The organism is Uruburuella testudinis, assembly GCF_022870865.1.
GTDB classification, from domain to species: Bacteria; Pseudomonadota; Gammaproteobacteria; order Burkholderiales; family Neisseriaceae; genus Neisseria; species Neisseria testudinis.
In genome coordinates, this window is record NZ_CP091508.1 from 109,029 (window position 1) to 133,615 (window position 24,587).

Annotated in this window: 23 protein-coding genes; 12 read left to right on the plus strand and 11 right to left on the minus strand. The window is 53.9% G+C overall.

The window, feature by feature from the left end:
- The first annotated feature begins 106 nt into the window (after positions 1-106).
- Complete coding sequence (locus LVJ83_RS00485; RefSeq protein ID WP_244785253.1) at positions 107-406, plus strand: hypothetical protein; 300 nt, start codon at positions 107-109, stop codon at positions 404-406.
- Positions 407-437: 31 nt separating this feature from the next.
- Here LVJ83_RS00485 and murA read toward each other — a convergent pair whose 3' ends face one another.
- A complete protein-coding gene (gene murA / locus LVJ83_RS00490) occupies positions 438-1,688 on the minus strand; it encodes a UDP-N-acetylglucosamine 1-carboxyvinyltransferase (protein WP_244785254.1) in 1,251 nt (416 codons plus the stop codon).
- A 213-nt stretch (positions 1,689-1,901) separates the two neighbouring features.
- Positions 1,902-2,150: a BolA family protein gene (locus tag LVJ83_RS00495; protein WP_244785255.1), complete on the minus strand. Its 249-nt coding sequence runs from the start codon at positions 2,148-2,150 to the stop codon at positions 1,902-1,904.
- Between the two features lie 326 nt (positions 2,151-2,476).
- On the opposite strand from LVJ83_RS00495, the gene ftsE reads away from it, so the two are divergent.
- The 4 genes from ftsE to metG all read left to right on the plus strand — a co-directional run bounded on the left by ftsE (position 2,477) and on the right by metG (position 7,126).
- On the plus strand, positions 2,477-3,130 hold the full coding sequence (gene ftsE, locus LVJ83_RS00500) for a cell division ATP-binding protein FtsE (RefSeq protein WP_244787572.1): 654 nt from the start codon (positions 2,477-2,479) through the stop codon (positions 3,128-3,130).
- Positions 3,127-4,041 (plus strand): permease-like cell division protein FtsX, encoded by a 915-nt coding sequence (gene ftsX / locus LVJ83_RS00505; protein WP_244785256.1) that lies wholly within the window; start codon positions 3,127-3,129, stop codon positions 4,039-4,041. The genes ftsE and ftsX overlap by 4 nt, the downstream gene beginning before the upstream one ends.
- A 294-nt stretch (positions 4,042-4,335) precedes the next feature.
- Positions 4,336-4,809, plus strand: a complete 474-nt coding sequence (locus tag LVJ83_RS00510; protein WP_244785257.1) for a CinA family protein — start codon at positions 4,336-4,338, stop codon at positions 4,807-4,809.
- A gap of 238 nt (positions 4,810-5,047) precedes the next feature.
- On the plus strand, positions 5,048-7,126 hold the full coding sequence (gene metG, locus LVJ83_RS00515; protein WP_244785258.1) for a methionine--tRNA ligase: 2,079 nt from the start codon (positions 5,048-5,050) through the stop codon (positions 7,124-7,126).
- 49 nt (positions 7,127-7,175) lie between these two features.
- Here the strand turns inward: metG and LVJ83_RS00520 are convergent, their stop codons facing one another.
- The 6 genes from LVJ83_RS00520 to mutS all read right to left on the minus strand — a co-directional run bounded on the left by LVJ83_RS00520 (position 7,176) and on the right by mutS (position 13,118).
- On the minus strand, positions 7,176-8,015 hold the full coding sequence (locus LVJ83_RS00520) for a type II restriction endonuclease (RefSeq protein ID WP_244785259.1): 840 nt from the start codon (positions 8,013-8,015) through the stop codon (positions 7,176-7,178).
- Positions 8,016-8,030: 15 nt separating this feature from the next.
- Positions 8,031-8,579, minus strand: coding sequence for a hypothetical protein (locus tag LVJ83_RS00525; RefSeq protein ID WP_244785260.1), 549 nt, complete (start codon positions 8,577-8,579; stop codon positions 8,031-8,033).
- Positions 8,572-9,387 carry a DNA-methyltransferase gene (locus tag LVJ83_RS00530; protein ID WP_244785261.1) on the minus strand — a complete coding sequence of 272 codons (816 nt, stop codon included), beginning with the start codon at positions 9,385-9,387 and terminating at the stop codon, positions 8,572-8,574. The genes LVJ83_RS00525 and LVJ83_RS00530 overlap by 8 nt, the downstream gene beginning before the upstream one ends.
- Positions 9,377-10,189: a Dam family site-specific DNA-(adenine-N6)-methyltransferase gene (locus tag LVJ83_RS00535; protein ID WP_244785263.1), complete on the minus strand. Its 813-nt coding sequence runs from the start codon at positions 10,187-10,189 to the stop codon at positions 9,377-9,379. Before LVJ83_RS00535 ends, LVJ83_RS00530 begins: the two co-directional genes overlap by 11 nt.
- Entirely contained in the window at positions 10,189-10,464 is a 276-nt protein-coding gene (locus tag LVJ83_RS00540) for a hypothetical protein (RefSeq protein WP_244785265.1), read from the minus strand. Before LVJ83_RS00540 ends, LVJ83_RS00535 begins: the two co-directional genes overlap by 1 nt.
- A gap of 71 nt (positions 10,465-10,535) precedes the next feature.
- Complete coding sequence (mutS, locus tag LVJ83_RS00545) at positions 10,536-13,118, minus strand: DNA mismatch repair protein MutS (RefSeq protein ID WP_244785267.1); 2,583 nt, start codon at positions 13,116-13,118, stop codon at positions 10,536-10,538.
- A 237-nt stretch (positions 13,119-13,355) separates the two neighbouring features.
- Between mutS and mltA the strand changes: the two genes are divergently transcribed.
- The 3 genes from mltA (at position 13,356) to LVJ83_RS00560 (ending at position 16,262) form a co-directional block, all read left to right on the plus strand.
- Positions 13,356-14,687 carry a murein transglycosylase A gene (gene mltA / locus LVJ83_RS00550; RefSeq protein ID WP_244787574.1) on the plus strand — a complete coding sequence of 444 codons (1,332 nt, stop codon included), beginning with the start codon at positions 13,356-13,358 and terminating at the stop codon, positions 14,685-14,687.
- Between the two features lie 205 nt (positions 14,688-14,892).
- Entirely contained in the window at positions 14,893-15,720 is an 828-nt protein-coding gene (locus tag LVJ83_RS00555) for a YecA family protein (protein ID WP_244785269.1), read from the plus strand.
- A 140-nt stretch (positions 15,721-15,860) separates the two neighbouring features.
- Positions 15,861-16,262, plus strand: a complete 402-nt coding sequence (locus LVJ83_RS00560) for a hypothetical protein (RefSeq protein ID WP_244785271.1) — start codon at positions 15,861-15,863, stop codon at positions 16,260-16,262.
- A 146-nt stretch (positions 16,263-16,408) separates the two neighbouring features.
- Here LVJ83_RS00560 and dinG read toward each other — a convergent pair whose 3' ends face one another.
- The 3 genes from dinG to LVJ83_RS00575 all read right to left on the minus strand — a co-directional run bounded on the left by dinG (position 16,409) and on the right by LVJ83_RS00575 (position 19,288).
- The gene (gene dinG, locus LVJ83_RS00565; RefSeq protein ID WP_244785273.1) at positions 16,409-18,538 is read right to left on the minus strand and encodes an ATP-dependent DNA helicase DinG; all 2,130 of its coding nucleotides are present in this window, start codon (positions 18,536-18,538) and stop codon (positions 16,409-16,411) included.
- A gap of 110 nt (positions 18,539-18,648) precedes the next feature.
- Complete coding sequence (locus LVJ83_RS00570; protein ID WP_244785275.1) at positions 18,649-18,828, minus strand: hypothetical protein; 180 nt, start codon at positions 18,826-18,828, stop codon at positions 18,649-18,651.
- A gap of 31 nt (positions 18,829-18,859) precedes the next feature.
- On the minus strand, positions 18,860-19,288 hold the full coding sequence (locus LVJ83_RS00575; RefSeq protein ID WP_244785277.1) for an EamA family transporter: 429 nt from the start codon (positions 19,286-19,288) through the stop codon (positions 18,860-18,862).
- Positions 19,289-19,428: 140 nt separating this feature from the next.
- Here LVJ83_RS00575 and LVJ83_RS00580 point away from each other — a divergent pair, with 140 nt between their 5' ends.
- From LVJ83_RS00580 to LVJ83_RS00595, 4 genes are all read left to right on the plus strand, one after another.
- Positions 19,429-21,105 carry a formate--tetrahydrofolate ligase gene (locus LVJ83_RS00580; RefSeq protein ID WP_244785279.1) on the plus strand — a complete coding sequence of 559 codons (1,677 nt, stop codon included), beginning with the start codon at positions 19,429-19,431 and terminating at the stop codon, positions 21,103-21,105.
- 463 nt (positions 21,106-21,568) lie between these two features.
- Positions 21,569-22,999 carry a circularly permuted type 2 ATP-grasp protein gene (locus tag LVJ83_RS00585; protein ID WP_244785281.1) on the plus strand — a complete coding sequence of 477 codons (1,431 nt, stop codon included), beginning with the start codon at positions 21,569-21,571 and terminating at the stop codon, positions 22,997-22,999.
- Entirely contained in the window at positions 22,996-23,601 is a 606-nt protein-coding gene (locus LVJ83_RS00590) for an alpha-E domain-containing protein (protein WP_244785283.1), read from the plus strand. The genes LVJ83_RS00585 and LVJ83_RS00590 overlap by 4 nt, the downstream gene beginning before the upstream one ends.
- Positions 23,598-24,386, plus strand: a complete 789-nt coding sequence (locus LVJ83_RS00595; RefSeq protein ID WP_244785285.1) for a transglutaminase family protein — start codon at positions 23,598-23,600, stop codon at positions 24,384-24,386. Before LVJ83_RS00590 ends, LVJ83_RS00595 begins: the two co-directional genes overlap by 4 nt.
- The last annotated feature ends 201 nt before the right edge of the window (positions 24,387-24,587 follow it).

The following is a 24,587-nucleotide window of genomic DNA, read 5'->3' on the forward strand; positions in this document are numbered from 1 at the left end:
GCCTTGCCGGCTGATTTTTGTGAATGGGTTTCAGACGGCCTAAGCTTAATGCAATCGTGTGCAATAAACAAGGCGCTGCGGTCTAGGGTGCCCTGACCATTAGTTTATGAGGGGATTTTTGTTCCTAGAAATGCAGATGCCAGGCAAAAAATGCAGCAAGATTGGACATCTTGCGAGGCTTTTTAACGCAGCAGATGCGTTTTCAGGGGCAAAATACACCCGTAAATCGAATGGTCAGGACACCCTAGGGCTTTTTGAAGGGCGGCTAAAATCGGGTTTGGATAAATATTTGTTAACAGGCGTGATGAAATCAAACAGGCCGTCTGAAATACGATTGGTTTCAGACGGCCTGTTTGAAGGACAGCGGCGGATTAAGGGGTTGGGACAATGCGTTTTTCAGAGGTAAAAGCACCTATAAATCGACACATCAGGACACCCTAAGCGATGCGCTCGATTTTCGCGCCCACTTTGCCGAGTTTTTCTTCGATATGTTCGTAGCCGCGGTCGAGATGGTAGATGCGCTCGACGATGGTTTCGCCCTCGGCAATCAGGCCGGCAATCACCAGGCTGGCGGAAGCGCGCAGGTCGGTGGCCATCACAGTGGCGCCGGAAAGTTTTGCCACGCCTTTCACGATGGCGGTGTTGCCCTCGGCGGCAATGTCGGCACCCATACGGTTGAGTTCGGGCACGTGCATGAAGCGGTTTTCAAAAATGGTTTCCACCACTTTGCCGCTGCCCTCGGCCACGGCGTTCATGGCCATAAACTGCGCCTGCATGTCGGTGGGGAAGCCGGGGTGCGGCATGGTGCGGATGTCGACTGCTTTGGGGCGTTGCGGCATGTCGATGGCGATCCAGTCGTCGCCGGCTTCGATCACGGCACCGGCTTCCACCAGCTTGTCGAGCACGGCTTCCATGGTTTTCGGGGCGGCGTTGCGCAACACCACTTTGCCGCCGGCCATGGCTACGGCGCAGAGGAAGGTGCCGGCTTCGATGCGGTCGGGCACCACGCTGTGTTCCGCGCCGTGCAGCGCTTCTACGCCTTCTACGGTCATGGTGGCGGTGCCGATGCCGCTGATTTTGGCGCCCATTTTTATCAGGCATTCGGCCAAATCGACCACTTCGGGCTCGATGGCGCAGTTTTCCAATACGGTGGTGCCTTCGGCCAGCGTGGCGGCCATCAGCAGGTTTTCGGTGCCGCCCACGGTAACCATGTCCATCACCACACGTGCGCCTTTCAGACGGCCTTTGGCTTTAACGTAACCATGCTCGATCACGATTTCGGCGCCCATGGCTTCGAGGCCTTTGAGGTGTTGGTCGACCGGGCGCGAGCCGATGGCGCAGCCGCCGGGCAGGCTCACTTGCGCTTCGCCGAAACGTGCCAGCGTGGGGCCGAGCACCAGAATCGAAGCGCGCATGGTTTTTACCAATTCATAAGGGGCAACGGTGTTGTTGACGGTGCCGCCGTTGATTTCAAATTCGGAAATGTTATCGGTCAGCACGCGCGCGCCCATGCCTTGCAGCAGTTTTTGGGTGGTTTTTACGTCGCGCAGCATGGGCACGTTTTTCAGGCGCAGCGTGCCTTCGGTTAAGAGGCCGGCACACATCAGCGGCAGCGCGGCATTTTTGGCGCCGGATACGGTGATTTCGCCGTTTAAAGGGCCGTTGCCGGTGATTTTGAGTTTGTCCATGGGTGGTTCTTTCGTTGCGGCACAGGCGATCGGGCGGCCTGTGGAATCAAGGGGAGGGAATCTGCAAATTGAGTTAAATTATAGTGGATTTTGCGCAGATTGCGTTTGTATGGCAGGTAAAATTTCAGACGGCCCCGATGCGTGTTGTCAAGGCCGTCTGAAAGCGGGAATGAAGGTGTATTTTGCCCTTCAAAAACCAATGGTCGGCATGCCTTAGGATTGTTTGGCCGCCCATTCGGCAGGGGTGGCGGCGGTGCTGATCGACAGGGCGTGCAATTCGTTGCTGGCGAGCTTTTCTTTCAGCCCGTCTTTAATCAGGCGGTGGCGGGCGAGGCGGGCTTTGCCTTCAAATGCAGCGGAAACGATGTGGGCGAAAAAATGGTGGCCGTCGCCTTCCACTTCGATGTGTTCGCAGGACGCAACGGCGGCAATCATTTCTTTAACTTGTTCGGGCGTGAGCATGGGGGTTCCTTTTCGGCAGTTTGTTCAGACCGCTTGGGCGGCTTGGCCTGTGGTTTTTGAGGGGTAGAGTACATCTGTAAACCAAATGGCCGGCGCGCTCCGGTGCGGCCGCGGTTGTCGAGTATTATAAAGGATTCTTGCAACAATATTCTGTATAATCGGTCATAATGTTTTTCAGACGGCCTGATGATTGATCATACCCATTCACACCCATTCACAAAAATAATCTCACGGCGTTGGCTTGCCTTCTCTACTCTTTGCGAGCTTACTTTTGCGAATGGGCATAACAGGCCGTCTGAAAGCCCTTTTTCATTTTGAGCACAATCATGATCCGTTTCGAGCAAGTTTCCAAAACCTATCCCGGCGGTTTTCACGCGCTGAAAAACGTCAGCTTCAATATCGATAAAGGCGAGATGATTTTCGTGGCCGGCCATTCCGGCGCGGGCAAATCCACCATGCTCAAGCTGATTGCCGGTATCACCAAGCCCACCACCGGTAAGGTGTGGATGAACCGGCAAGACATCGGCGGCCTCAACGACAACCAAATCGGCTTTCTGCGCCAGCACATCGGCATCGTGTTTCAAGACCACAAAATCTTGTTTGACCGCAACGTGCTGCAAAACGTGCTGCTGCCGCTGCGCATCATCGGCTACGACCGTGCGCAGGCCGAAAAGCGCGCGCGGGTGGCGATTGAAAAAGTGGGGCTGGGCGGGCGCGAGCATGCCGACCCGGTGACACTCTCGGGCGGCGAACAGCAGCGTTTGTGTATCGCCCGCGCCGTGGTGCACCAGCCCAGCCTGCTGATTGCCGACGAGCCTTCCGCCAACCTCGACCGCGCCTATGCACTCGATATTATGGAATTATTCAAAACCTTTCACGAAGCGGGCACCACCGTGATTGTGGCCGCACACGATGAAACCCTGATGGCCGACTACGGCCACCGTATTTTACGCTTGCAGGAAGGCAGATTCGCCTCATGAAACACTATCTCTCGCTCCACGCCGAATCTGCCCGCAATGCCGCCCGCCACTTTATCCGCCAGCCTTTGGCCACGCTTTTGATTCTGCTGATGCTCTCGATTGCCATGACACTGCCGCTGGCGCTGTATCTGGGCGTGCAAAGCGGGCAGGCGGTGCTCGGCAAACTCAACGAGGCGCCGCAGATTACCCTCTATATGGAATTGGGCGCCGATGAAGTCGACAACGAAGCGGTGAAAAACCTGCTGGCCGAAGATACGCGCATCGAAAACAGCGAATTCGTCGCCAAACAAGCCGGCCTCGAAGAATTGCAGCAAAGCATGGGCGGGCAGGATTTGGTGTCGATGCTCGATGAAAATCCGCTGCCCGATGTGTTTATCGTTACCCCCGATGCCGGCACCGCGCCCTCGGCGATACAGGCTTTGCAGCAGGATTTGGCCGATCTGCCGATGGTGGAAGCCGCCAAACTCGACACCGAATGGATGCAGACCCTCTACCAAATCAATGATTTCGTGCACAAAATTTTCTGGTTTCTCGCCATCACCCTGAGCGTGGCGTTTGTGCTGGTGGCGCACAACACCATCCGCCTGCAAATCTTGAGCCGCAAAGAAGAAATCGAAATCACCAAGCTGTTGGGCGCCCCCGCTTCGTTTATCCGCCGCCCGTTTTTATACCAAGCCGCTTGGCAGAGCGTATTGTCTGCCGCCATCAGCATCGGCCTGTGCGCCTGGCTGATGCGCGCCAGCCAGCCGCTGATCAGCCAGATTTTCCGCCCCTACGGCCTCAATATCGAATGGCGGTTTTTCCATGCCTGGGAAATTCTGACCGTGTTGGCGGTGGTAACCGCCTTAGGCATTGCCGGCGCCTGGCTGGCCACACAGCAGCATTTGCTGAGCTTTAAAGCCAGAAAATAAATAAGTACGCGCCATTCAAAAATACCTGACGGCCTTGCCCGCGTTGCCATACGCTGTCTGCACGATGCGGTTTTCAGACCGCCGCGTTATTGGCTTGTTTTTTTGAACAGACATCATGAGGCCGTCTGAAACCAAATCTGTGGCAGACGGTCTGTTGATGCAGGCAGCCGATTCTTTTTCAGCGGCTGTTTGAATAGCCGTTCACAAAAGCCAGCCGGCAAAGCGGCGGGTGAGCCAACGCAGTTGGTTGTTTTTGTGAATGGGTATGAAAAAACCTTTCGGAACCAACACATCATGAATACCCTGGAAGCCGTAACCACCCGCCTGCTCGAACAAAACCACACCGTAACCTGCGCCGAATCCTGCACCGGCGGCCTGCTGGCGGCCGAGCTTACCCGTTTGCCGGGCAGCTCGAATTGGTTTGACATGGGCTTTATTACCTACAGCAACGCCGCCAAAGAACAGCTGTTGGGCGTCAACACCGCCACGCTTGATTTTTACGGCGCGGTGAGCGAAGAAACCGTGCGCGAAATGGCATTGGGCGCGCTTTTGGCCGCCAAGGCCGATTTTGCCCTGAGCATCTCCGGCATCGCCGGCCCCGGCGGCGGCAGCGATGAAAAACCCGTGGGCACAGTATGGTTCGGCCTGGCCGGCAAACAGCATATCTGGGCAGAGAAAGCCTGTTTCGAAGGCGGCCGCGATGCCGTGCGCGCCCGGGCCGTGCAGTTTGCATTGGCGTTTTTGCTGGAAAAAATAAACCAGGCATAATACCCATTCACCAAAGTAAGCCGACAAGGCAGCGAGCCGACACAGCCAGGTTGCTTTGCGAATGGCATAATCTGCCTGCGCACCTTGTCATTAATATTGAGGCCGTCTGAAATGATTTATTTTCAGACGGCCTCAATATCATTCAAAAGGTATGCGTATTATGGCCGCAACAACCCACAAGGCCGTCTGAAAAAAAGCTATAATCCACAGCATTGGTTTTCTATGAAGAACACATCACATGACACAACGCAAAATCCTCGTTACCTCCGCGCTGCCTTATGCCAACGGCAGCATCCACCTCGGCCACATGGTCGAGCACATTCAAACCGATATTTGGGTGCGCTTTCAAAAGCTGCGCGGCCACGAATGCTATTACTGCTGCGCCGACGATACCCACGGCACCCCCGTGATGCTGGCCGCCCAAAAGCAGGGCATTTCGCCGGAAGACATGATTGCCAAAGTGCGCGAAGAGCATCTGGCCGACTTCAGCGGCTTCGGCATCGGCTACGACAACTACTACAGCACCCATTCGCCTGAAAACAAACAGTTTTCCGAACAGATTTACCGCGCCCTCAAAGCCAACGGCAAAATCGAAGCGCGCACCATCGAGCAGCTGTTCGACCCCGAAAAAAACATGTTTCTGCCCGACCGCTTCGTCAAAGGCGAATGCCCCAAATGCCACGCCCAAGACCAATACGGCGACAACTGCGAAGTGTGCGGCACCACCTATTCGCCCACCGAGCTGATTAAACCTTATTCCGCCATTTCCGGCGCCGCGCCGGTGCTCAAAGAGAGTGAACACTTCTTCTTCAAACTCGGCGAATGCGTCGAATATCTGCAAGCATGGACTTCGGGCAGCACCACCTTGGCCGACGGCCGCGTGCAGCCGCACCTACAGGCCGAAGCACTCAACAAAATGAAAGAATGGCTCGCCCCCGATGAAAACGGCGAAGGCGGCCTGAGCGATTGGGACATCTCCCGCGATGCGCCCTATTTCGGCTTTGAAATCCCCGACGCGCCCGGCAAATATTTCTACGTGTGGCTCGACGCCCCCGTGGGCTACATGGCCTCGTTTAAAAACCTGTGCGAGCGCATCGGCGTTGATTTCGACGAATTTTTCAAAGCCGGCAGCCCCACCGAGATGTATCACTTTATCGGCAAAGACATCCTCTATTTCCACGCCCTGTTTTGGCCGGCCATGCTCAAATACAGCGGTCACCGCGCCCCCACCGGCGTATTCGCCCACGGCTTTCTCACCGTTGACGGCCAAAAAATGTCGAAATCGCGCGGCACCTTCATTACTGCCAAATCCTATCTCGACCAAAAGCTCAACCCCGAGTGGATGCGCTACTACATCGCCGCCAAGCTTAACAGCCGCATCGAAGACATCGACCTCAACCTGCAAGACTTTATCGCCCGCGTCAACAGCGATTTGGTCGGCAAATACGTCAACATCGCCGCACGCGCCGCCGGCTTTATCGCCAAACGCTTTGAAGGCCGTCTGAAAAACGTTTCCGACAGCCCCCTGCTGCAACAGCTCGCCGCGCAAAGCGACACCATCGCCGCCGACTACGAAAACCGCGAATACGCCAAAGCCCTGCGCGACATCATGGCATTGGCCGATACCGTCAACGAATATGTCGATGCCAACAAACCGTGGGAGCTGGCCAAACAAGAAGGCCAAGAAGAACGCCTGCACCAAGTGTGCAGCGAGCTGATAAATGCCTTCAAAACCCTCAGCGTTTACCTGGCGCCCGTATTGCCGAACGTGGCCGCCCAAGCCGCCGGTTTTCTCAACCTGCCGCAACTGAGCTGGGCCGATGCCGTCCGCCACCTTTCAGACGGCCACAGCATCAACAAATACCAACATCTCATGCAACGTGTGGAGCAACAACAAGTGGACAACTTAATCGAAGCCAACAAACAAAGCATTCAAACGGCCGCCGAAACCCCTGCCGGCACCTCAAACTACGCCCCCGTGGCCGAACAGGCAAGTTTCGACGACTTTATGAAAATCGACATGCGCGTAGCCAAAGTATTGAACTGCGAAGCCGTCGAAGGCAGCACCAAGCTGTTGAAATTCTCACTCGATTTCGGCTTTGAGCAGCGCACCATTTTCTCCGGCATCGCCGCCTCCTACCCCAACCCGGCCGAACTCAACGGCCGCATGGTCATCGCCGTCGCCAACTTCGCCCCGCGCAAAATGGCCAAATTCGGCACCAGCGAAGGCATGATTTTGAGCGCCGCCACCGCAGAGGGCAAATTGAAATTGCTGGATGTCGACACAGGCGCACAGCCGGGCGATAAAGTCGGCTGATGCTGTGATGAGTCAAACAGGCCGTCTGAAATTTCAGACGGCCTGTTTATTAAAATTCAATATTGCCTTCGTTTTTGATTTGCTCAATAAATTTATCGATTGTCGATAAATTATATACGCTTGAAATAATACTAATCGCTGCTTCCAGTTTGTTTTTAGCTGAAAGCCAACCTTGACCATCGGTTATCCAAACAAATTCATAATTTGGATATTGGTTGATTTTCGGCGCAACATCCGAATAGGCTCTGGCTACCTCATTTAATTTTGAACCGCCGCTGTTATAGTAATTCGTTTCAATAAAGTAGGTTTTTAGGCGGGTTTTAATCACAAAATCAAAGCGTTTTACATCCACCCCCAGCGTGGTAATCTCGGGAAAAAGCGTGCTGGGTACTTCAGATTTAAACAGTAAATTTTCACTCCCAAACAGTAAGGCAACGGCATTGGCCATGTTATCGCCACCACGGTTTTTGCGGGCATTGGTATCCAGCCCGACTTCGATACCGAAAACATAATCCACCAGATTGGTGATGTCTTTATTTTGAAAAACTTCTGCCAAGCCGGTTTCTTGAATATATTCAAAGATTTTATCAGGTGAATGAAAATAGCTGTCTAAAACAACAATATCGCCTTGGCTGTTAAATGTTTTGGCTTTTTTGTTTTTGCGGATGGCAATTAAAATATCCAGTATTTCAAATACTTTAGGATTTTCCTGATACAAGTCTTCAATGGCTGATTTTAAATCTTCTTTGCCGATTAAATAATTAAGTTGATTGAGCTTGATGGCGATTTTGCCGACATTGGCTCTGATTTTGGGGAAATCAGTAAAATAGCCTAATGTGGCATTGGTTTCTGATAGCTGTGAAATAAATAATTGAAATGATGAAGACATTTTATTTCCATTTTATTATGGTTGGGAATTAACATCGGGCAAGCCCAGCCATTTTAGAGGGATGGCGTTAAATTGATAATGGCAATTCATACATAAAATATAATCTAATGTGTCACGATATTTCGGATGTTTGTACCAATCACTCAATACATAGACGTATTCAACCCGCCAGCCCAAAGCATGAACCAACTTGGTATATTGTTTACGTTTGAAATCGCAGGTTTGCAATTTTTCATCTACTGATCCAGATACATGTTGGAATTTGATTTCAATGATAAATAGCGTATCGCGGACAATTACAAACAGACCATTATCCGGCTCTAAGCGTTTGGATAAATGCTCTCTCCAGTTGACATTGTATCGTGCTAAAAATCGGTAAAACTCTTGCTTTTTAAAACAATGAGCCAGTAATTCCTCATTAAACCAGACTTCATAACCTGCATTGTCGGGTGTTGGCCTTAAATTGTAGCCAGGAATAGATTCAAATATTGTACGAATATCGGCCTTAGATTCAAAATGTAAACCTGTTTGTGTATTGCTGCCCCCTTTTCCATCTTTAATCATTATTTATCCTTTTCTTTGCTAATTCAAAATAGTTTGATTCTAATTCGCAACCGCAAAATTGCCGACTATGTTTTAAAGCCGCTACCGCCGTGGTGCCACTGCCCATAAAGGGGTCAAAAATTAAATCTCCTGGGTTGGATGCTGCCAAGATACATCGCTCCAATAAGGCCAATGGCTTTTGCGTAGGATGTTTGCCGAATGTTTTTTCTAACTTTCCTGGCGGCGTAAATTGCCAAACGCATTTCATCTGCTTGTCGCCGTTTTGCGCTTTCATCACATCATAATGAAATATGTGTTTGGCTTTTTTATCTTTTTTCGCCCATAGTAATGTTTCGGTTGAATGGGTGAAAAAGCGGCAGGATAAATTGGGTGGCGGATTGGGTTTTTCCCAAGTGATATTGTTTAAAATATGATAGCCGATGAGCTGCATCATATAGCCCACCATATAAACATTATGGTAAGTGCCGCATACCCAAATTGTGCCGTTTGGTTTGAGCAATGCGTAACACAGCCGCAACCACTTTTCATAAAATTCCAAATCAGCGGCCATGCCTTTGGATTTATCCCATTCTCCTTTATTCACCGACACCATTTGTCCGTTTTGACAGCTAAAACCGTCATTGGATAAAAAATAAGGCGGGTCGGCAAAAATCATATCAAAACAACCGTTGGGATGCTTATCTAAAATTCGCCGCATGACATTCAACGAATTTTCATTGTAAATAATCAGGCCGTCTGAAACCGATTTTTTCAGACGGCTGTGGTAAATGGCGGCCTCTTCAGCCAACTTATTAAATTCATTCGCCATAAACTGCCAATAGTTCTCCCACTTTTTGACGGCTGCTTCCTTTGGCTGCGATATTTCTTTGCACGTCAATTAATGCTAAGCGGGCATCTTTATAAATTTCACGGGTAAAGGCGGTATCATGATTGGAAATCAACACGCCTTGCGATTGTTCTGCTGCTTCTTTCGCCGCCAGTGCCAAGCGGTTTTGGTCATCCATATTAAAGCCACCCTTGGCATACGCGGTAAAGGAAGCCGTTTCACTCAGGGGAACATAAGGTGGATCACAATACACAACATCATCATCTGTAGCCAAAGCCAAGGCCGTCTGAAAATCACTACACAGTATTTCAATGCGGTTGGATTTTTGAATAAAGCCCTGCATTTCAGCCTCAGGGAAATAAGGTGATCTATAGCGCCCAAACGGCACATTAAACCTGCCTTTGCTGTTGTAACGGCATAAGCCATTAAACGCATGGCGATTGAGATAAACAAACAAGGCTGACCGTTCGGTTAGATCGGCACTCTGATTAAACTGCTCTCGCAGCTCGTAAAAGCGGGCTTCTTGATTATTTTCAGATGTAAAAAACTGGCGTGTAAAATCAATAAAATATTGTTTTTCCTGCTTTAAAATTTGATACAGGCCGATTAGGTCGGGGTTGGTGTCATTCAACAGATAAGCATCAAATTCCAGCGACAACGACAAGGCAGCTGAGCCGGCAAACGGCTCAATCAAGCGTTTGCGCGGTTCAGTGGGTAAGTTAAACTGAATGAAAGGAACAAGCTTGCTTTTGCCGCCTGCCCATTTGAGGAAAGGCTTAGACATTAGTGTTTAGATGCTTCATTAAAACGCTTCATTTCAGCAGCAATGACATCTTCTGTTGTCATGTAATTATAGTGCATTCGATATTCTAGGCCGCCTTCCATTGCTTCTTCATAGGTGTCGCATTCAAAAGTTTCTACAAAAGCGGCTGCATTATCTTCAATGTCAGGGTCAAAAATCGTTAAGATATAGGCTCCCTCATTGTATTCATCCGGAACAATGGCAAATTCCGCACTTTTATCTATACTTATTCCATAAAATTCTTTCATTGTTTGCATTTTTGTCTCTCAATCATTATGGCGGTTTGAATTAGAATTATACGGGAATTTTATCTTTCAGACGGCCTGATTTATTCCAATGCCAATCCTTTCAACCGATACAACGCTTCCAGCGCTTCCCGTGGCGATAATTCATCCGGCTGTATCTCTGCCAAGGCTTCGGCCAGCGGGTTTGGCGTGTTTTCCACAATCTGTTCTTCCTCCGCCATCATTGCGCGGCTTTCAGACGGCCATTCGCTGAAAATATCCATCTGCGGCCGGTTGGCGGCGGCTTGCTGTTCCAATGCATTTAAATGTTTGTGGGCGGCTTTGAGGGCGCGGGCGGGCAGGCCGGCGAGTTTGGCGACGGCGATGCCGTAGCTTTTGCTGGCGGGGCCGGGCTCGATGTGGTGCAGAAAGACGATGTCTTGCCCTTCTTCCAGTGCGGAGAGGTGCATGTTGACGGCGGCGGGGTGGGCTTCGGGCAGGCGGGTGAGCTCGAAGTAGTGGGTGGCAAACAGGCTGAATGATTGGTTTTTTTGCACCAAATGTTCGGCGATGGCTTGGGCGAGGGCGAGGCCGTCGAAGGTGGAGGTGCCGCGGCCGACTTCGTCCATCAGCACCAGAGATTGTTCGGTGGCGTGGTGCAGGATGTAGGCGGTTTCGCTCATTTCGACCATAAAGGTGGAGCGGTTGCCGGCCAGGTCGTCAGAGGCGCCGATGCGGGTGAAAATTTGGTCGATGGGGCCAATCAGGGCGCGTTCGGCGGGCACGGCGCTGCCGGTGTGGGCGAGCAGGGTGATGAGGGCGACTTGGCGCATGTAGGTGGATTTGCCGCCCATATTGGGGCCGGTGAGCAGCATCAGCCGGTGTTTGTGGTCGAGGGCGGTGTGGTTGGGGGTGAAGTGGCGCACTTGCTGCTCGACCACGGGATGGCGGCCGTTGTCGATGTCGAGCACGGGGTAGTCGGCGAATTCGGGCATGTGGTAAGCGCGGGTTTCGGCGTGGCGGGCAAAGGTGGCGAGCACATCGAGTGTGGCGGCGGCTTTGGCGGCTTGTTGCAGTTGCGGCAAGGCCGTCTGAAGGTTTTTCAGCAGGGTGTCGTAAAGCTGTTTTTCTAAGGCCAATGCGGTGTCTTGTGCGGCCAATACTTTTTCTTCAAAGGTTTTGAGCTCGGGGGTGATGAAGCGCTCGGCGTTTTTGAGGGTTTGGCGGCGGGTGTAGTCGGCGGGGGCTTGTTCTGCCTGCACTTTGGAGAGCTCGATATAAAAGCCGTGCACGCGGTTGAATTCGACTTTGAGGGTGGAAAGGCCGGTGCGTTCGCGTTCGCGCGCTTCGAGGGCCAGCAGGAATTCGTCGCCGTGGTTTTGAATGTGGCGCAGTTCGTCCAACTCGGCATGATAGCCGTGGTTGATGACGCCGCCGTCGCGCAGCCACACGGCCGGTTCGGGCAGGATGGCGGCGGCAAGTTGTTCGGCGATGGGTCGGGTGGCGGGGAACACGGCTTGCAGGGTGTGCAGCAGCGCGGAGGGGCTCTCGGGCAGCCCGATGTCGTCGACCAACACCAACAGGCTGTCGCGCAGGGCGGCCAAGTCGCGCGGGCGGGCGTTGCCCACGGCGATGCGGGCGGCGATGCGCTCGATGTCGGCGATGTTTTTCAGGCGGCCTTGGATGTCGGCGTAATGGTTGTGCAATTCGGTAACGGCCTGCTGGCGGGCGCGGATGTGTTCGCGGCGGCGCAGCGGGTGGTGCAGCCATTGGGCGAGCAGGCGGCTGCCCATGTGGGTGGCGCAGTTGTCGAGTGCGGAAAACAGGGTGGGTGCTTTTTTGCCGCTGAGGGTTTGGGTGATTTCGAGGTTGCGGCGGGTGGCGGCGTCCATGCCGATGTATTGGTTTTCGGTTTCGAGGCTGAGGCCGTCGAGGTGTTGCGGCAGTTGGTTTTGTGTAAGGCCGATGTAGTTGAGCAGCGCGCCGGCGGAGCCGATGGCGGCGGCATGCTCTTCGAGGTTGAGGCCGAAGCCGCGCAAATCTTGGCTGCCGAAATAGTCGGTGAGCAGTTTGGCGGCGCTGTCGGCGGCAAATTGCCAGGCATTGAGGCGGGTGATGTTGGCGGCCTGTACCTGCGGGGCGTTGGCGGTATCGGGCAGCAGGATTTCTGCTGCCTGTAGGCGTGCGAGCTCGTCGGTGAGGCGCTCGGGCGTGGTCAGTTTGGTTTTGAATTCGCCGCTTTGCAGTGAAGCCCAGGCCAGGCCGATGTGTTTTTTATCGCTTTTTACCGTGCAGACGGCCACAATGCGGTTAGTTTCTTTGTCTTCGAGAAAAGCCGAATCGGTGAGGGTGCCGGGGGTAACGATGCGCACCACTTTGCGCTCCACCGGCCCTTTTGTTGCGCCCACTTCGCCCACCTGTTCGCAAATGGCCACGCTCTCGCCCATTTTGACCAGCCGCGCCAGATATTGCTCGGCGGCATGAAACGGCACGCCGGCCATTTTAATCGGTTCGCCGTCAAGCTGACCGCGGGTGGTGAGGGTGATGTCGAGCAGCTTGGCCGCTTTGACCGCATCATCGAAAAACAGCTCGTAAAAATCGCCCATGCGGTAAAACACCAGTTTGTCGGCGTGGTCGGCCTTGATGCCGAGGTATTGCTGCATCATCGGGGAAACGGGTTTGCTCATGGGGCGGCCTTGCAGAAAGCTGAAACAAAGCGCTATTGTAGCAAAACCGTTAAAACAGGTGGCGGCGCATTTAATCTTTTGATTCTATGCTAGAATGTGCCGATGCGTTTCAGACGGCATAAAATCAGCGCAAAAGGCCGTCTGAATAAGGAACCAATATTGCGCCAAACAGTCTTCAGGTTTACCGTTTTAACCTATGCCGTGATGTTTTTCAGACGGCCTCAATATACAGCGATTATGAATTCAGCCAATATTTTCCGTTTTGCCCTAATGGGCCTGACCGCCGCCATTTTGGCAGCTTGCGGCACCAAACGCACCCCGACTCCTCCGCCGGGCCAACCCCCCTTGCCCGTTACCCCCGGAGCCCCCTTGCCTGCGGGTACCCCCCTGCCGCCGGGGCATACGCTCAGCCCCGGCGGAGGCGCGGGCTATAAAGTAGTGGCACATAGTGCGCTGCCGCAATGGAATGAGCAGAATTTCGCCAACAGCCTGCGTTCGTTCCGCCTTGGCTGTGAGAAGCTGCAAGCCCGCCCCGGCTGGCAAAACGTGTGTGCGCAAGCGGCGCAGACGCCGGGCAGCAATGCCGCGGCCAAAGCCTTTTTCGAGCAATATTTCACCCCCTGGCAGGTCAGCGGCGACGGCAAACTCGGCGGCACGGTAACGGGCTATTACGAGCCAGTGCTGCATGGTGATGTGAAGCAGACCGCTCAAGCGCGCTTCCCGATTTACGGCATCCCCAATGATTTTGTATCGGTCGAGCTGCCCGCCAACCTGCGCTCAAGCAAAGGCACGGTGCGCATCCAACCCAGCGGGCAGAATAAAGGCATGATCAGCGCATCCGGCCAATACAGCGCCAATCTGGCACAGTTTCCCATCAGCGAACGCACCCGCGCACTCAAAGGCCGTTTTGAAGGCAGTCGTTTCGTGCCTTATTACACCCGCAGCCAGATTAACGGCGGCGCGCTCAACGGCAAAGCGCCGGTGTTGGGCTATGCCGACGACCCGGTAGAATTGTTTTTTCTGCACATTCAAGGTTCAGGCCGTCTGAAAACCCCAAGCGGCCAATATGTGCGCCTGGGTTTTGCCGATAAAAACGAATACCCTTATGTTTCCATCGGCCGCTATATGGCCAATAAAGGCTATCTGCCGCTGGCGCAAACCACTATGCAGGGCATCAAAGCCTATATGCAGCAAAACCCGCAGCGGCTGGCCGAAGTGCTGGGCCAAAACCCCAGCTATATTTTCTTCCGCCAGCTGCCGGGCAATGACGACGGCCCCATCGGCGCATTGGGCACGCCGCTGATGGGTGAATATGCCGGTGCGGTCGACCGCCACTACATTACCTTGGGCGCGCCGATATTTGTCGCCACCACCCACCCCATCAGCAACCATGCCCACAACCGCCTGATTATGGCGCAAGATACCGGCAGCGCGATTAAAGGCGCGGTGCGGGTTGATTATTTCTGGGGCTACGGTGATGAAGCCGGCAATGTTGCCGGCAAACAGAAACACACCGGTTATGTGTGGCAGCTGCTGCCCAACGGCGTGTTGCCGGAATACCGCCCGTAAGCTTGCGAATATCAAAACAAGGCCGTCTGAAACGTTTACAACTTTTCAGACGGCCTAAATTTTAAAGCGCGCATGTTCCTTACGGAACACATCCTACAGAGTATCTCACAGCGTGGATTTTGCTCACGAAAACCCTGTGCATGCAAAGGCCGTCTGAAATTATGTTACCATTCTGCTTTATTTATTTTCATGAAAAGCCCTTACCATGCCGATGCCTGCCGACTTTACCGCCGAACAGCAACAACGTTACCAAGCCTTGTTTGAGCAGATGCGCAAGTTTCCGACTCCGTTTGACCGAAAAACAACGGATTATCATGCCAAGCTGGGGCTGACGACGGCGGATTTGCCTTTGTTGCTGGCGTTAACGCGTGATGAGGATTATTTGGAAGCAGAGGAGCCGGACGATTTTTTTGCCACACTGCATGCGGCTTATGCTTTAGGGGAATATCGTGATGAGGCGGCCAGCCGTGCAATGATTGAATGGGTGTTGCAAGATATTGCTTACGGCTGCGATGAGTCGATATACGAATACTTAGATATGTTTGCACCCGAAGGGGTGTTTCATCTGCCGTTTTTGCTGGAGGCAGCTCAACAGCAGCATGATGACGATGCGCGTGATGTGCTGATAAGTGCAGCCTCTTCCGTGGCGCAGCAGCATAAAGAAGTGCGTGATGAGGTTGTCGGAGTGTTGTTGGATATGCTCAAGCCTTATGCCACGCAAGAGCGTTTTTACAATGCCTTGCTGCTGATGTCGCTGTTGCCTTTGAAACCGGTGGAACACGTTGATTTTATCCGCAAGCTGTATGCGGAAAAGGCGGTGGATATGACGGCCTGCGGCGATATTGAAGATGTAGAAATTTACTTAGGCTTGCGCAATAAGCGAACAACGCCGAAACCGGATTATATGTTGATGGATATGGCACATGAGCATGGCGGCGTGGCGGAGCTGGTTGCGGGTGGCGTGAAAATCGGCCGCAACGACCCTTGCCCGTGCGGCAGTGGTAAAAAATATAAAAAGTGTTGCATGCCGTAAGCACAGCCGAACATTGCGATACCTTATATATTTCACCCCAATAAAAGAGGTCTTGACAGAATCAAATTAAACTTAACGCCCCTTAATAAAAAGGGGCGTTTCTTATGTACTTAAATAATAGGTATCGCAAGAATAGGAATATGATGATTGATGTTTATGATTTTTTTCAAATTGTTTATGATGTGCTTCAAATTATTTTGAGACCGTTTGTTAGCGAAGTACCGGCAGTAACACTCACAGCATGGGCCTTGCTGATTTATTTCTTACGGATATCTGTGTCTGCTGACAATACTGTATTAAAAACCATTCGTTGTATCGCATTATTTTTGTTATCGGTATTTGGTGTTGTAATATCTGCTATATGGACGATACTAGTGGTGCAGATAATCTTTGGTATGGTTATCTTGGGCGTGTGGCCGGAGCTTGGAAACATCATAAAGTTCTTCGGATTACTGCGATTGCTAAGTACTCCTACCGGTATTATATTGGGTTGGGTGGCTGCGGGATTGACTTTGAAAATCCGATTATTGATTAAACATTAACATCATTTCTAAATGTTATCGGCCGTCTGAATATTCAGACGGCCATTTTTTATCAAAACGAAAGGAAACATCATGGCAAAAACAATTGCATTAAACATCGTCTTTGAAGCCCCCATCGACGGCTTACCGATGGTGCGGCATGTGCTTCAGCCGATGCGTTTAAACGGCGGCAGGCAGGCGAGCAATTGTTTGCCGTAGCGTTGGGTTTTAACGCGGTTGTCGAGGATGGTAACACGGCCGTAATCTTGCTCGGTGCGGATCAGCCGCCCCACGGCCTGCACCAGCTTCAGGCTGGCTTCGGGCACGGTGATTTCGATAAAGGGGTTGCCGCCGCGCTGCTCGATCCAACGGTTTTGGGTTTTTTCGATGGGGTTGTCGGGCATGGAAAACGGCAGTTTGGCGATAATCACCTGTACGCAGGCTTCACCCGGCAAATCGAGGCCTTCGGCGAAGCTGTCGAGCCCGAAAATGATGCTGGCACGGCCGTCGGCAATGGCTTCGGCATGTTTTTTCAGCAGCGTGGCTTTGGGGATGTCGCCCTGCACCAGCAACAGCGGCAGGTAGTCGGCACTCAGGCGCAGGGCAACGTTTTGCATTTGTTTGCGCGAGCTGAACAAGACCAGCGTGCCGATGGCTTCTTCGGTGTGAATCAGCTTGGGCAGCCATTCGACGATGGCATCGGTGTGGGCATCGGGGGTTTTGGGGCTGGCCTGAATCGGCGGCAGGTAAAGTTCGCCCTGCTCGGCAAAGTTAAACGGGCTTTGCAGCGCCAATGTGGTGGTGGCAGGCAGCCATTGCAGGCCGGTTTGGCGCAACAGCAAATCAAAGCTGCCCATCGATTGCAGGGTGGCAGAGGTGAGCACGGCACCGGCCGCGCGCCGCCACAGGCCGTTGGCCAGATGGCCGGCGCTGCTGATGGGGCTGGCGTTGAAGATATAGTCGTTTTTATCGCCGATACGGCGCACCACCCATTTGGCCAGCGGTGCTTCGCCTTCGGGCGGCACGGTGGAAAGCAAATCCCACACGGCGCTGATTTGCTCGCAACGGGCCACAAACAGGCCGAATTCGCCGCTTAAGCGGTCAATCAGGGCGCTGTCTTGTTCTTTGTCGCGGCGGGCGGCGGCCAGCGCATCGTTGAGTGTGTAAACATGCTTGAGCAGGCTGCGGGCGGCAACGGCGGTGTTGGACACCAGCAGCTCGAGCGCTTCGGGTATTTTGCCGTCTTGCCACAGCCAAACCGATTCGCTGCTTTCGGAAGGCGCCAGATCTTGTTCGCCGGCCAACTGAAACGACCATTCATTGAAGCTTTCCAGCAGTGAAGCGGCGGCTTCGTCGGCCAGGTTGGCGGCTTCGGCCTTATCGGCAACAGCGGCGATTTTATCGCTGATTTGCGGCAGTTTTTCCAACGTCCATACCGCCAGATTCCATGAATGCTCGGCAGCAAACTGGCTCAGTGCTTTTTTGGGCAGGTGGTGGGCTTCGTCGATGCAGTAAAAGCTGTTTTCGGGGGCGGGCAGAATCACACCGCCGCCCATACTGATATCGGCCAGCAGCAAATCGTGATTGGCCACCACCACATCAACGCTTTCCAGCGTTTCACGCGCCAGGTAAAACGGGCATTCGGCGCGGTTGGGGCAGGCGGCTTTGAGGCAGCCGTGGCGGTCGTTGGTGACTTTAAACCAAACGGCATCATCGATTTTCTGCGGCCAGGTGTCGCGGTCGCCGTTGAAGCGGCGGGCGGAGAATTCGTCGGCCAAGTCGCGCAACAATTGCAGCTCTTCGGGCTTGGGTTTGCTGTCCCACAACACAGTGGGCGCTTCAAAGCCGAGCAGGTTTTGTTGGGCGTTGCTTTGGGTGAGCTGGTAGAGTTTGTAGGGGCAGAGATAGCGGCCGCGGCCTTTGGCAAGCGCAAAGCTCAATTCCAGACCGCTTTGTTCGACCAGAAACGGCAAATCGCGGTTAACCAGCTGCTCTTGCAGGGCAACGGTGGCGCTGCTCACCAGCAGCCGTTTGCCCCGTGTTTGCGCCATGATGCCGCCGGCCAGCAGATAAGCCAGGCTTTTGCCCACGCCGGTCGGGCCTTCGATAACGGCAATGCTTTCGCCCTCGCGTTTGGGCGCTTCTTCGCCCTCGGCACGGCTTTGGCTGCGGGAAAAGGCGTTGGCGATGGCGGCAATCATCTGCCGTTGCGCCGGGCGCGCCCGAAAGCCGGGCAGGTTTCTGCCGATGTTTTGGTAGTGGTCGCGGATGGCGTTTTTTTCGAGATCGGTGAGCATGGGAAAAATATTGGCAGCCGTTGGAAAACGGTGTGAAAAAACAAGCGGCTATTTTAGCATTTTATCCGTCAGGCCGTCTGAAAAATGCAAGCGCTCAAGCAATTGCCGTCTCAGTTGCCTGCAATGCAGAAGCAACTGGCTTCAACAGCTAGGGTGTCCTGACCATTCGATTTACGGGTGTATTCTGCCCCTGAAAACGCATCTGCTGCACTAAAACGCCTCGCAAGATGCGCAGTCTTGCTGCGTTTTTTGCCTGGCATCTGCATTTTCAGGAACAAAAATCCCCTCATCAACGAATGGCCAGAACACCCTAGCCCTCTGTCAGCGTTTCAATGCCAGCGTGAGCACGCCGGCAGCCACCAGGCCGATGCCCAGCCATTCCTGCACGCTCGGGCGCTCGTCGAGAAACACCACCGCCAGCAGCGCCACCAGTACCAGGCTGAATTTGTCTACCGGCGCCACTTGCGAGGCATTGCCCAATTGCAGCGCCTTGAAATAGGCCAGCCACGAAGCGCCCGTTGCCAGCCCGGATAAAATCAGAAATGTCCAATTTTTGCCGCTGAAACTGCCCACGCCCTGCCATTTGCCGGTGTAGCTGAGAAACAGTGCCAAGGCGGCGATAATCACCAATGTGCGGATAAAAGTGGCAAAATCCGAATCAATGCCCTGCAAACCCACTTTGGCGAAAACCGCCGTCAGCGCGGCAAAAAAGGCCGAAGCCAGCGCCCAGTAAAACCATGTTGCAGCCATAATCTATTCCTTGTTTCAGACGGCCTGAAAGCTGAACGCATAAATTGATATAGTCCAAACCGCTGCCGTTTTCGCATGTGTTTGTCACGCGCTTGCCGTTATAATAGCCTTTTTGAGCACAACGGAAAACGGATATTCCCATGAGCCATAAAACCGATGCCGAAATCGCCCACGAATCCCCGATGCGCTCGATTGGCGAAATCGCGGCCAAACTCGGGCTGCCCGAAGGCAAATACGAGCCTTACGGGCGCTATAAAGCCAAAATCAACCCGCTGAATATTTTTTCACAGCCCGGAAAACAGGGCAAATTGATTCTGGTTACCGCCATCAACCCCACCCCCGCGGGCGAGGGCAAAACCACGGTCACCATCGGCTTGGCCGATGCGCTCAACCGCTTGGGCAAAAATGCGGTGATTGCCATGCGCGAGCCGTCGCTCGGCCCGGTGTTCGGCATCAAAGGCGGCGCAGCGGGGGGCGGCTATGCGCAAGTGTTGCCGATGGAAGACATCAATCTGCACTTTACCGGCGATTTTCACGCCATCGGTGCGGCCAACAACCTGCTGGCAGCCATGCTCGACAACCACATTTATCAGGGCAATGCATTAAACATCGACCCCAAGCGCGTATTGTGGCGCCGCGCTGTCGACATGAACGACCGCCAGTTGCGCAACATCATCAGCGGGCTGGGTAAGCCCACAGACGGCGTGATGCGCCCCGACGGCTTCGATATTACCGTGGCTTCGGAAGTGATGGCTGTATTCTGCCTCGCCCGCGATTTGGCTGATTTGAAAACCCGCCTCGGCAACATGCTGGTGGCCTACACTCAAACCGGCACCCCCGTGTACGCCCGCGATTTGAAGGCACACGGCGCCATGGCCGCGCTGTTGAAAGATGCCGTCAAGCCCAATCTGGTGCAAACCATCGAAGGCACCCCCGCATTCGTGCACGGCGGCCCGTTTGCCAACATCGCCCACGGCTGCAACTCGGTGATTGCCACCCGCGCCGCGCTGCATTTGGCTGATTATGCGGTAACCGAAGCCGGCTTCGGTGCCGACTTGGGCGCGGAAAAATTCTGCGACATCAAGTGCCGTTTGGCAGATTTGCAGCCCGATGCCGCCGTGATCGTGGCCACCGTGCGCGCGCTGAAATACAACGGCGGTGTGGCGCGTGCCGATTTGGGCGCGGAAAATCTCGAAGCCCTGCAACGCGGCCTGCCCAATTTGTTGAAACACATCGACAACATGAAAAATGTGTTCGGCCTGCCGGTGGTGGTGGCGCTCAACCGCTTTGTGTCCGACAGCGATGCCGAGCTTGATTTGATTCAGACGGCCTGTGCAGAATACGGTGTCAAAGTAGCGCTCACCGAAGTGTGGGGCAGGGGCGGTGCAGGCGGCGAAGCATTGGCACGCGAAGTGTTGGAGGTCATTGAGCAGCAGCCCAACCGCTTTGGCTTTGCCTACGAAACCGACAGCGGTGTGCGTGACAAAATCCGTGCCGTCGCGCAAAAAGTGTATGGTGCGGCCGATGTGGCGTTCAGCGCCGAAGCCGAAGCCGAAATCGCCGCGTTGGAAAAAAACGGCCTCGACAAACTGCCGGTATGCATGGCCAAAACCCAATATTCGCTCAGCGACGATGCCAAGCTTTTGGGCTGCCCCTCAGGCTTTACCATCACCGTGCGCGGCATCACCGTATCGGCGGGTGCGGGCTTTATCGTGGCATTGTGCGGCAATATGATGAAAATGCCGGGGCTGCCGAAAGTGCCCGCTGCCGAGCATATCGATGTGGATGAAAAAGGCGTGATTCACGGATTGTTTTAGTAAAGCTTACATACCCATTCACAAAAGTAAGCCGGCAAGGCGGCAAGCCGACACCATTAGGTTATTTTGGTAAATGGGTAATCAGCAGCCCATCAGGCCGTCTGAAAACTGATTTTCAGACGGCCTGATATCGTGTATCGCCGTTAAATTCAATAGACTGCTGAAGCGCATACAAACAGCATGGCAACCGCAAAACAATCAACCATGCCATGATAAAAACAGCAATATTTCTAACGATTACAAACAAATACAAGAAACCTTCTCAAATATTTTCCGCTGCTTATCTGTATTTTTCCGCCATTTTCAGCGTAAAAAACAGCCTGATATGCAATTTAATTTTCCTGAAAACAAAGTTTTTATTCAAATCTTTTTTTGTTACCAACTTCGGTAAATAAAATTGTCAACAATTTATTCTTAATATATGATGGTTCCAATAATAAAAACAAATAATAAGGAGCGCTTCATGCCGACAAACATTGAATTTTATAATGAAATGATGCTGCCCGAGGGCACGCCGCGCCCGGGTTATGAGGCTGTGGCAGAATGGCTGGCCCGCAGCAAGCCCGGTGATGTCGAATCACTCAACCAGCAGGCTTTGGCCATGTTTTACCGCAAAGGCGTTACCTTTACGGTATACAGCGAAGCCAGCAATATCGAACGCGTGATTCCGTTCGACATCATTCCGCGCATCATCCCCGCCGGCGAATGGCAAACGCTCGAAGCCGGCTGCACCCAGCGCATCCGCGCGCTGAACATGTTTATCCACGACATCTACCACCATCAGCACATCATCAAGGCCGGCATCGTGCCTGCCGAAGAAGTGCTGGTCAACAGCTGCTACCAGCCCTGGATGAACAACATCAACCTGCCCGAGCCGATTTATGCCCACATCAGCGGCATCGACTTAATCCGCCACAACGACGGCAGCTATTATGTGCTGGAAGACAATCTGCGCACCCCCTCAGGCGTGTCTTATATGCTCGAAGGGCGTAACATCAGCGAAACGCTGCTGCCCGAAGTGTTTGCCCGCCAGAATATTTTGCCGGTGGCGCATTACCCACAGCTTTTACACGAAAACTTAGTGGCGTGCAGCGGCAGAGAGCAGCCCAGCATTGTGGTGCTCACACCCGGCCGTTACAACAGCGCTTATTACGAACATGCGTTTCTGGCGCGGGAAATGGGCGTGCCCTTGGTGCACGGCTATGATTTGTTTGTGGAAGACAATTTTGTCTACATCAAAACCGTGGCCGGCCGCCAGCGAGTGGATGTGATTTACCGCCGCCTCGACGACCCCTTCCTCGATCCGCTGGCGTTTCGCACCGATTCGATTTTGGGCGTGCCCGGCCTGATGGCGGCTTATCGTGCCGGCAATGTGTTGATTTGCAATGCGCCCGGCACCGGTGTGGCCGACGACAAATCGATTTACCCTTACGTGGGCGACATGATCCGCTTTTACCTCAGCGAAGAGCCGATTTTGCACAATGTGCCCACCTGGCAATGCCGCAAGCCGGAAGATTTGCGCTATGTACTGGATCATCTGGGTGAATTGGTGGTCAAAGAAACACAAGGCTCGGGCGGCTACGGCATGCTGGTCGGTCCCAAAGCCACACAGGAAGAAATCGAAGCCTACCGCCTGCGCATTCTGGAACACCCCGCCGGTTTCATCGCCCAGCCCACACTGGCGCTTTCCACCTGCCCCACTTACATAGACGAAGGCATCGCGCCGCGCCACATCGATTTGCGTCCGTTTGTGCTTTCCGGCCCCGACAAAGTACGCATCGTGCCGGGCGGCCTTACCCGCGTGGCCTTGCGTGAAGGATCGCTGGTGGTGAATTCATCACAAGGCGGCGGCGTGAAAGATACCTGGGTGGTCGAAATGGGAGGTGCCTCATGAGCTTACTGCTTTCTACCGCATACAACCTTTATTGGCTCGGCCGCTATATGCGCCGCACGCAAGAATTGGTCGACACGCTCACACTCAGCCCCGAAGCGCGCGCGCCGAAGCTGCGCTATCTGGGCTGGCCGGAAACACTGGCCGGCGACACCGAAGCAGTGCGCCAATACCTGGCACAAACGGCGCTGCCGCAGCATTTCGAACAGCTTAACGACAACGTGCAAGTGGTGCGCGGCGTGATCGACGGTGATGCGGCCGAGCTGTTTAACCAGCTCAAGCGCCTGCAACAGGCCGCCAACATCCGCGCCGCCTGTTTTCAGGTATATGCGTGCAGCGCGGTGATGCTGGATCAAAAAACACCTTATGTGACCCTTTTCTGGCAATTGGGCGATTATGTGGAAATGCTCGACAACCGCATCCGCAGCGGCAAAGCCGAAAGCCGCCATTACCGCTATCTGGCCGATGTGGTCACGCGCCTGCCCGACGGCACCGCCTGGGATCCGATCAAGCAGCCGCTGCAAGCCATGGTTTATACCACCAATCCCAGCCAGTTTTACCGCTGGAACAACACCTTGGCACAATTGTTTGAGGATGGCGTATGAAAATCCAAATCCACCATACCACCAACTACCATTATGAAGAGCCGGTGAAAAAAAGCATTCAGGTGTTGCGCATCACCCCGCAAACGCTGGCACACCAGCGGGTGTTGTCATGGCAGCTCACCCTGCCGCGCATCAGCGCCGAAATGTTTGACGGCTTCGGCAATTACTGCACCGTGCTCAACCTCAACCAGCCGCACCAGTCGCTGCACGTACAGGCGCAAGGCTGGGTAGAAATCGATGACGACAGCGATTACAACACCGATGCCTACATGCCGCCGACCGTATTTCTCAACCGCACCTGGCTGACCCGCAGCGATGAAGCTTTGGCCGATTTTGCCGAAATCCAAACCGGCGGTCGCGCCGACCGGCAAGGGCTGACCAGCCTGAGCCGCGCCATTCTCGACCACATGCCGTATATTCCCGGCACCACCGGCGTCAGCACCACCGCCCGGCAGGCATTTGCATTGGGCAGCGGTGTGTGCCAAGACCATACCCACGTATTTCTGGCCTGCGCCCGCTCGCTCGGCATTCCCGCGCGCTACGTATCAGGCTATCTGGTCAGCGACGACAGCGACCACCTCGCCAGCCATGCCTGGGCCGAAGCCTGGCTCGACGGGCACTGGTATGTATTCGACATTACCAATCAATTGTTCCGCCCCAGCCACCACGTGCAGCTCGCCGTCGGCCGCGATTACAACGACACCGCCCCCATCCGCGGCATGCGCCAGGGCGGCGGAATGGAACGGATGGATTTTCTGGTGCAGGTGCGGGAAGCGCAGCAATAAGATGGGTTGGCACTTGATTCGCCAACAATGCCCGTATCCGAAAAATCATCTGCCGGCGCCGCGCCGACAAGGCTGCGTATGCTTTGCCGGCCAAACGGCGGCACGTGTATGTATTTCAGGCCGGATGCTGTATGATGGTTTAAGGTTTACCGCCCTTTCATCGGCGCCGGCTCCGTCTGCCGCCGCCCGAAACCGCCCAAA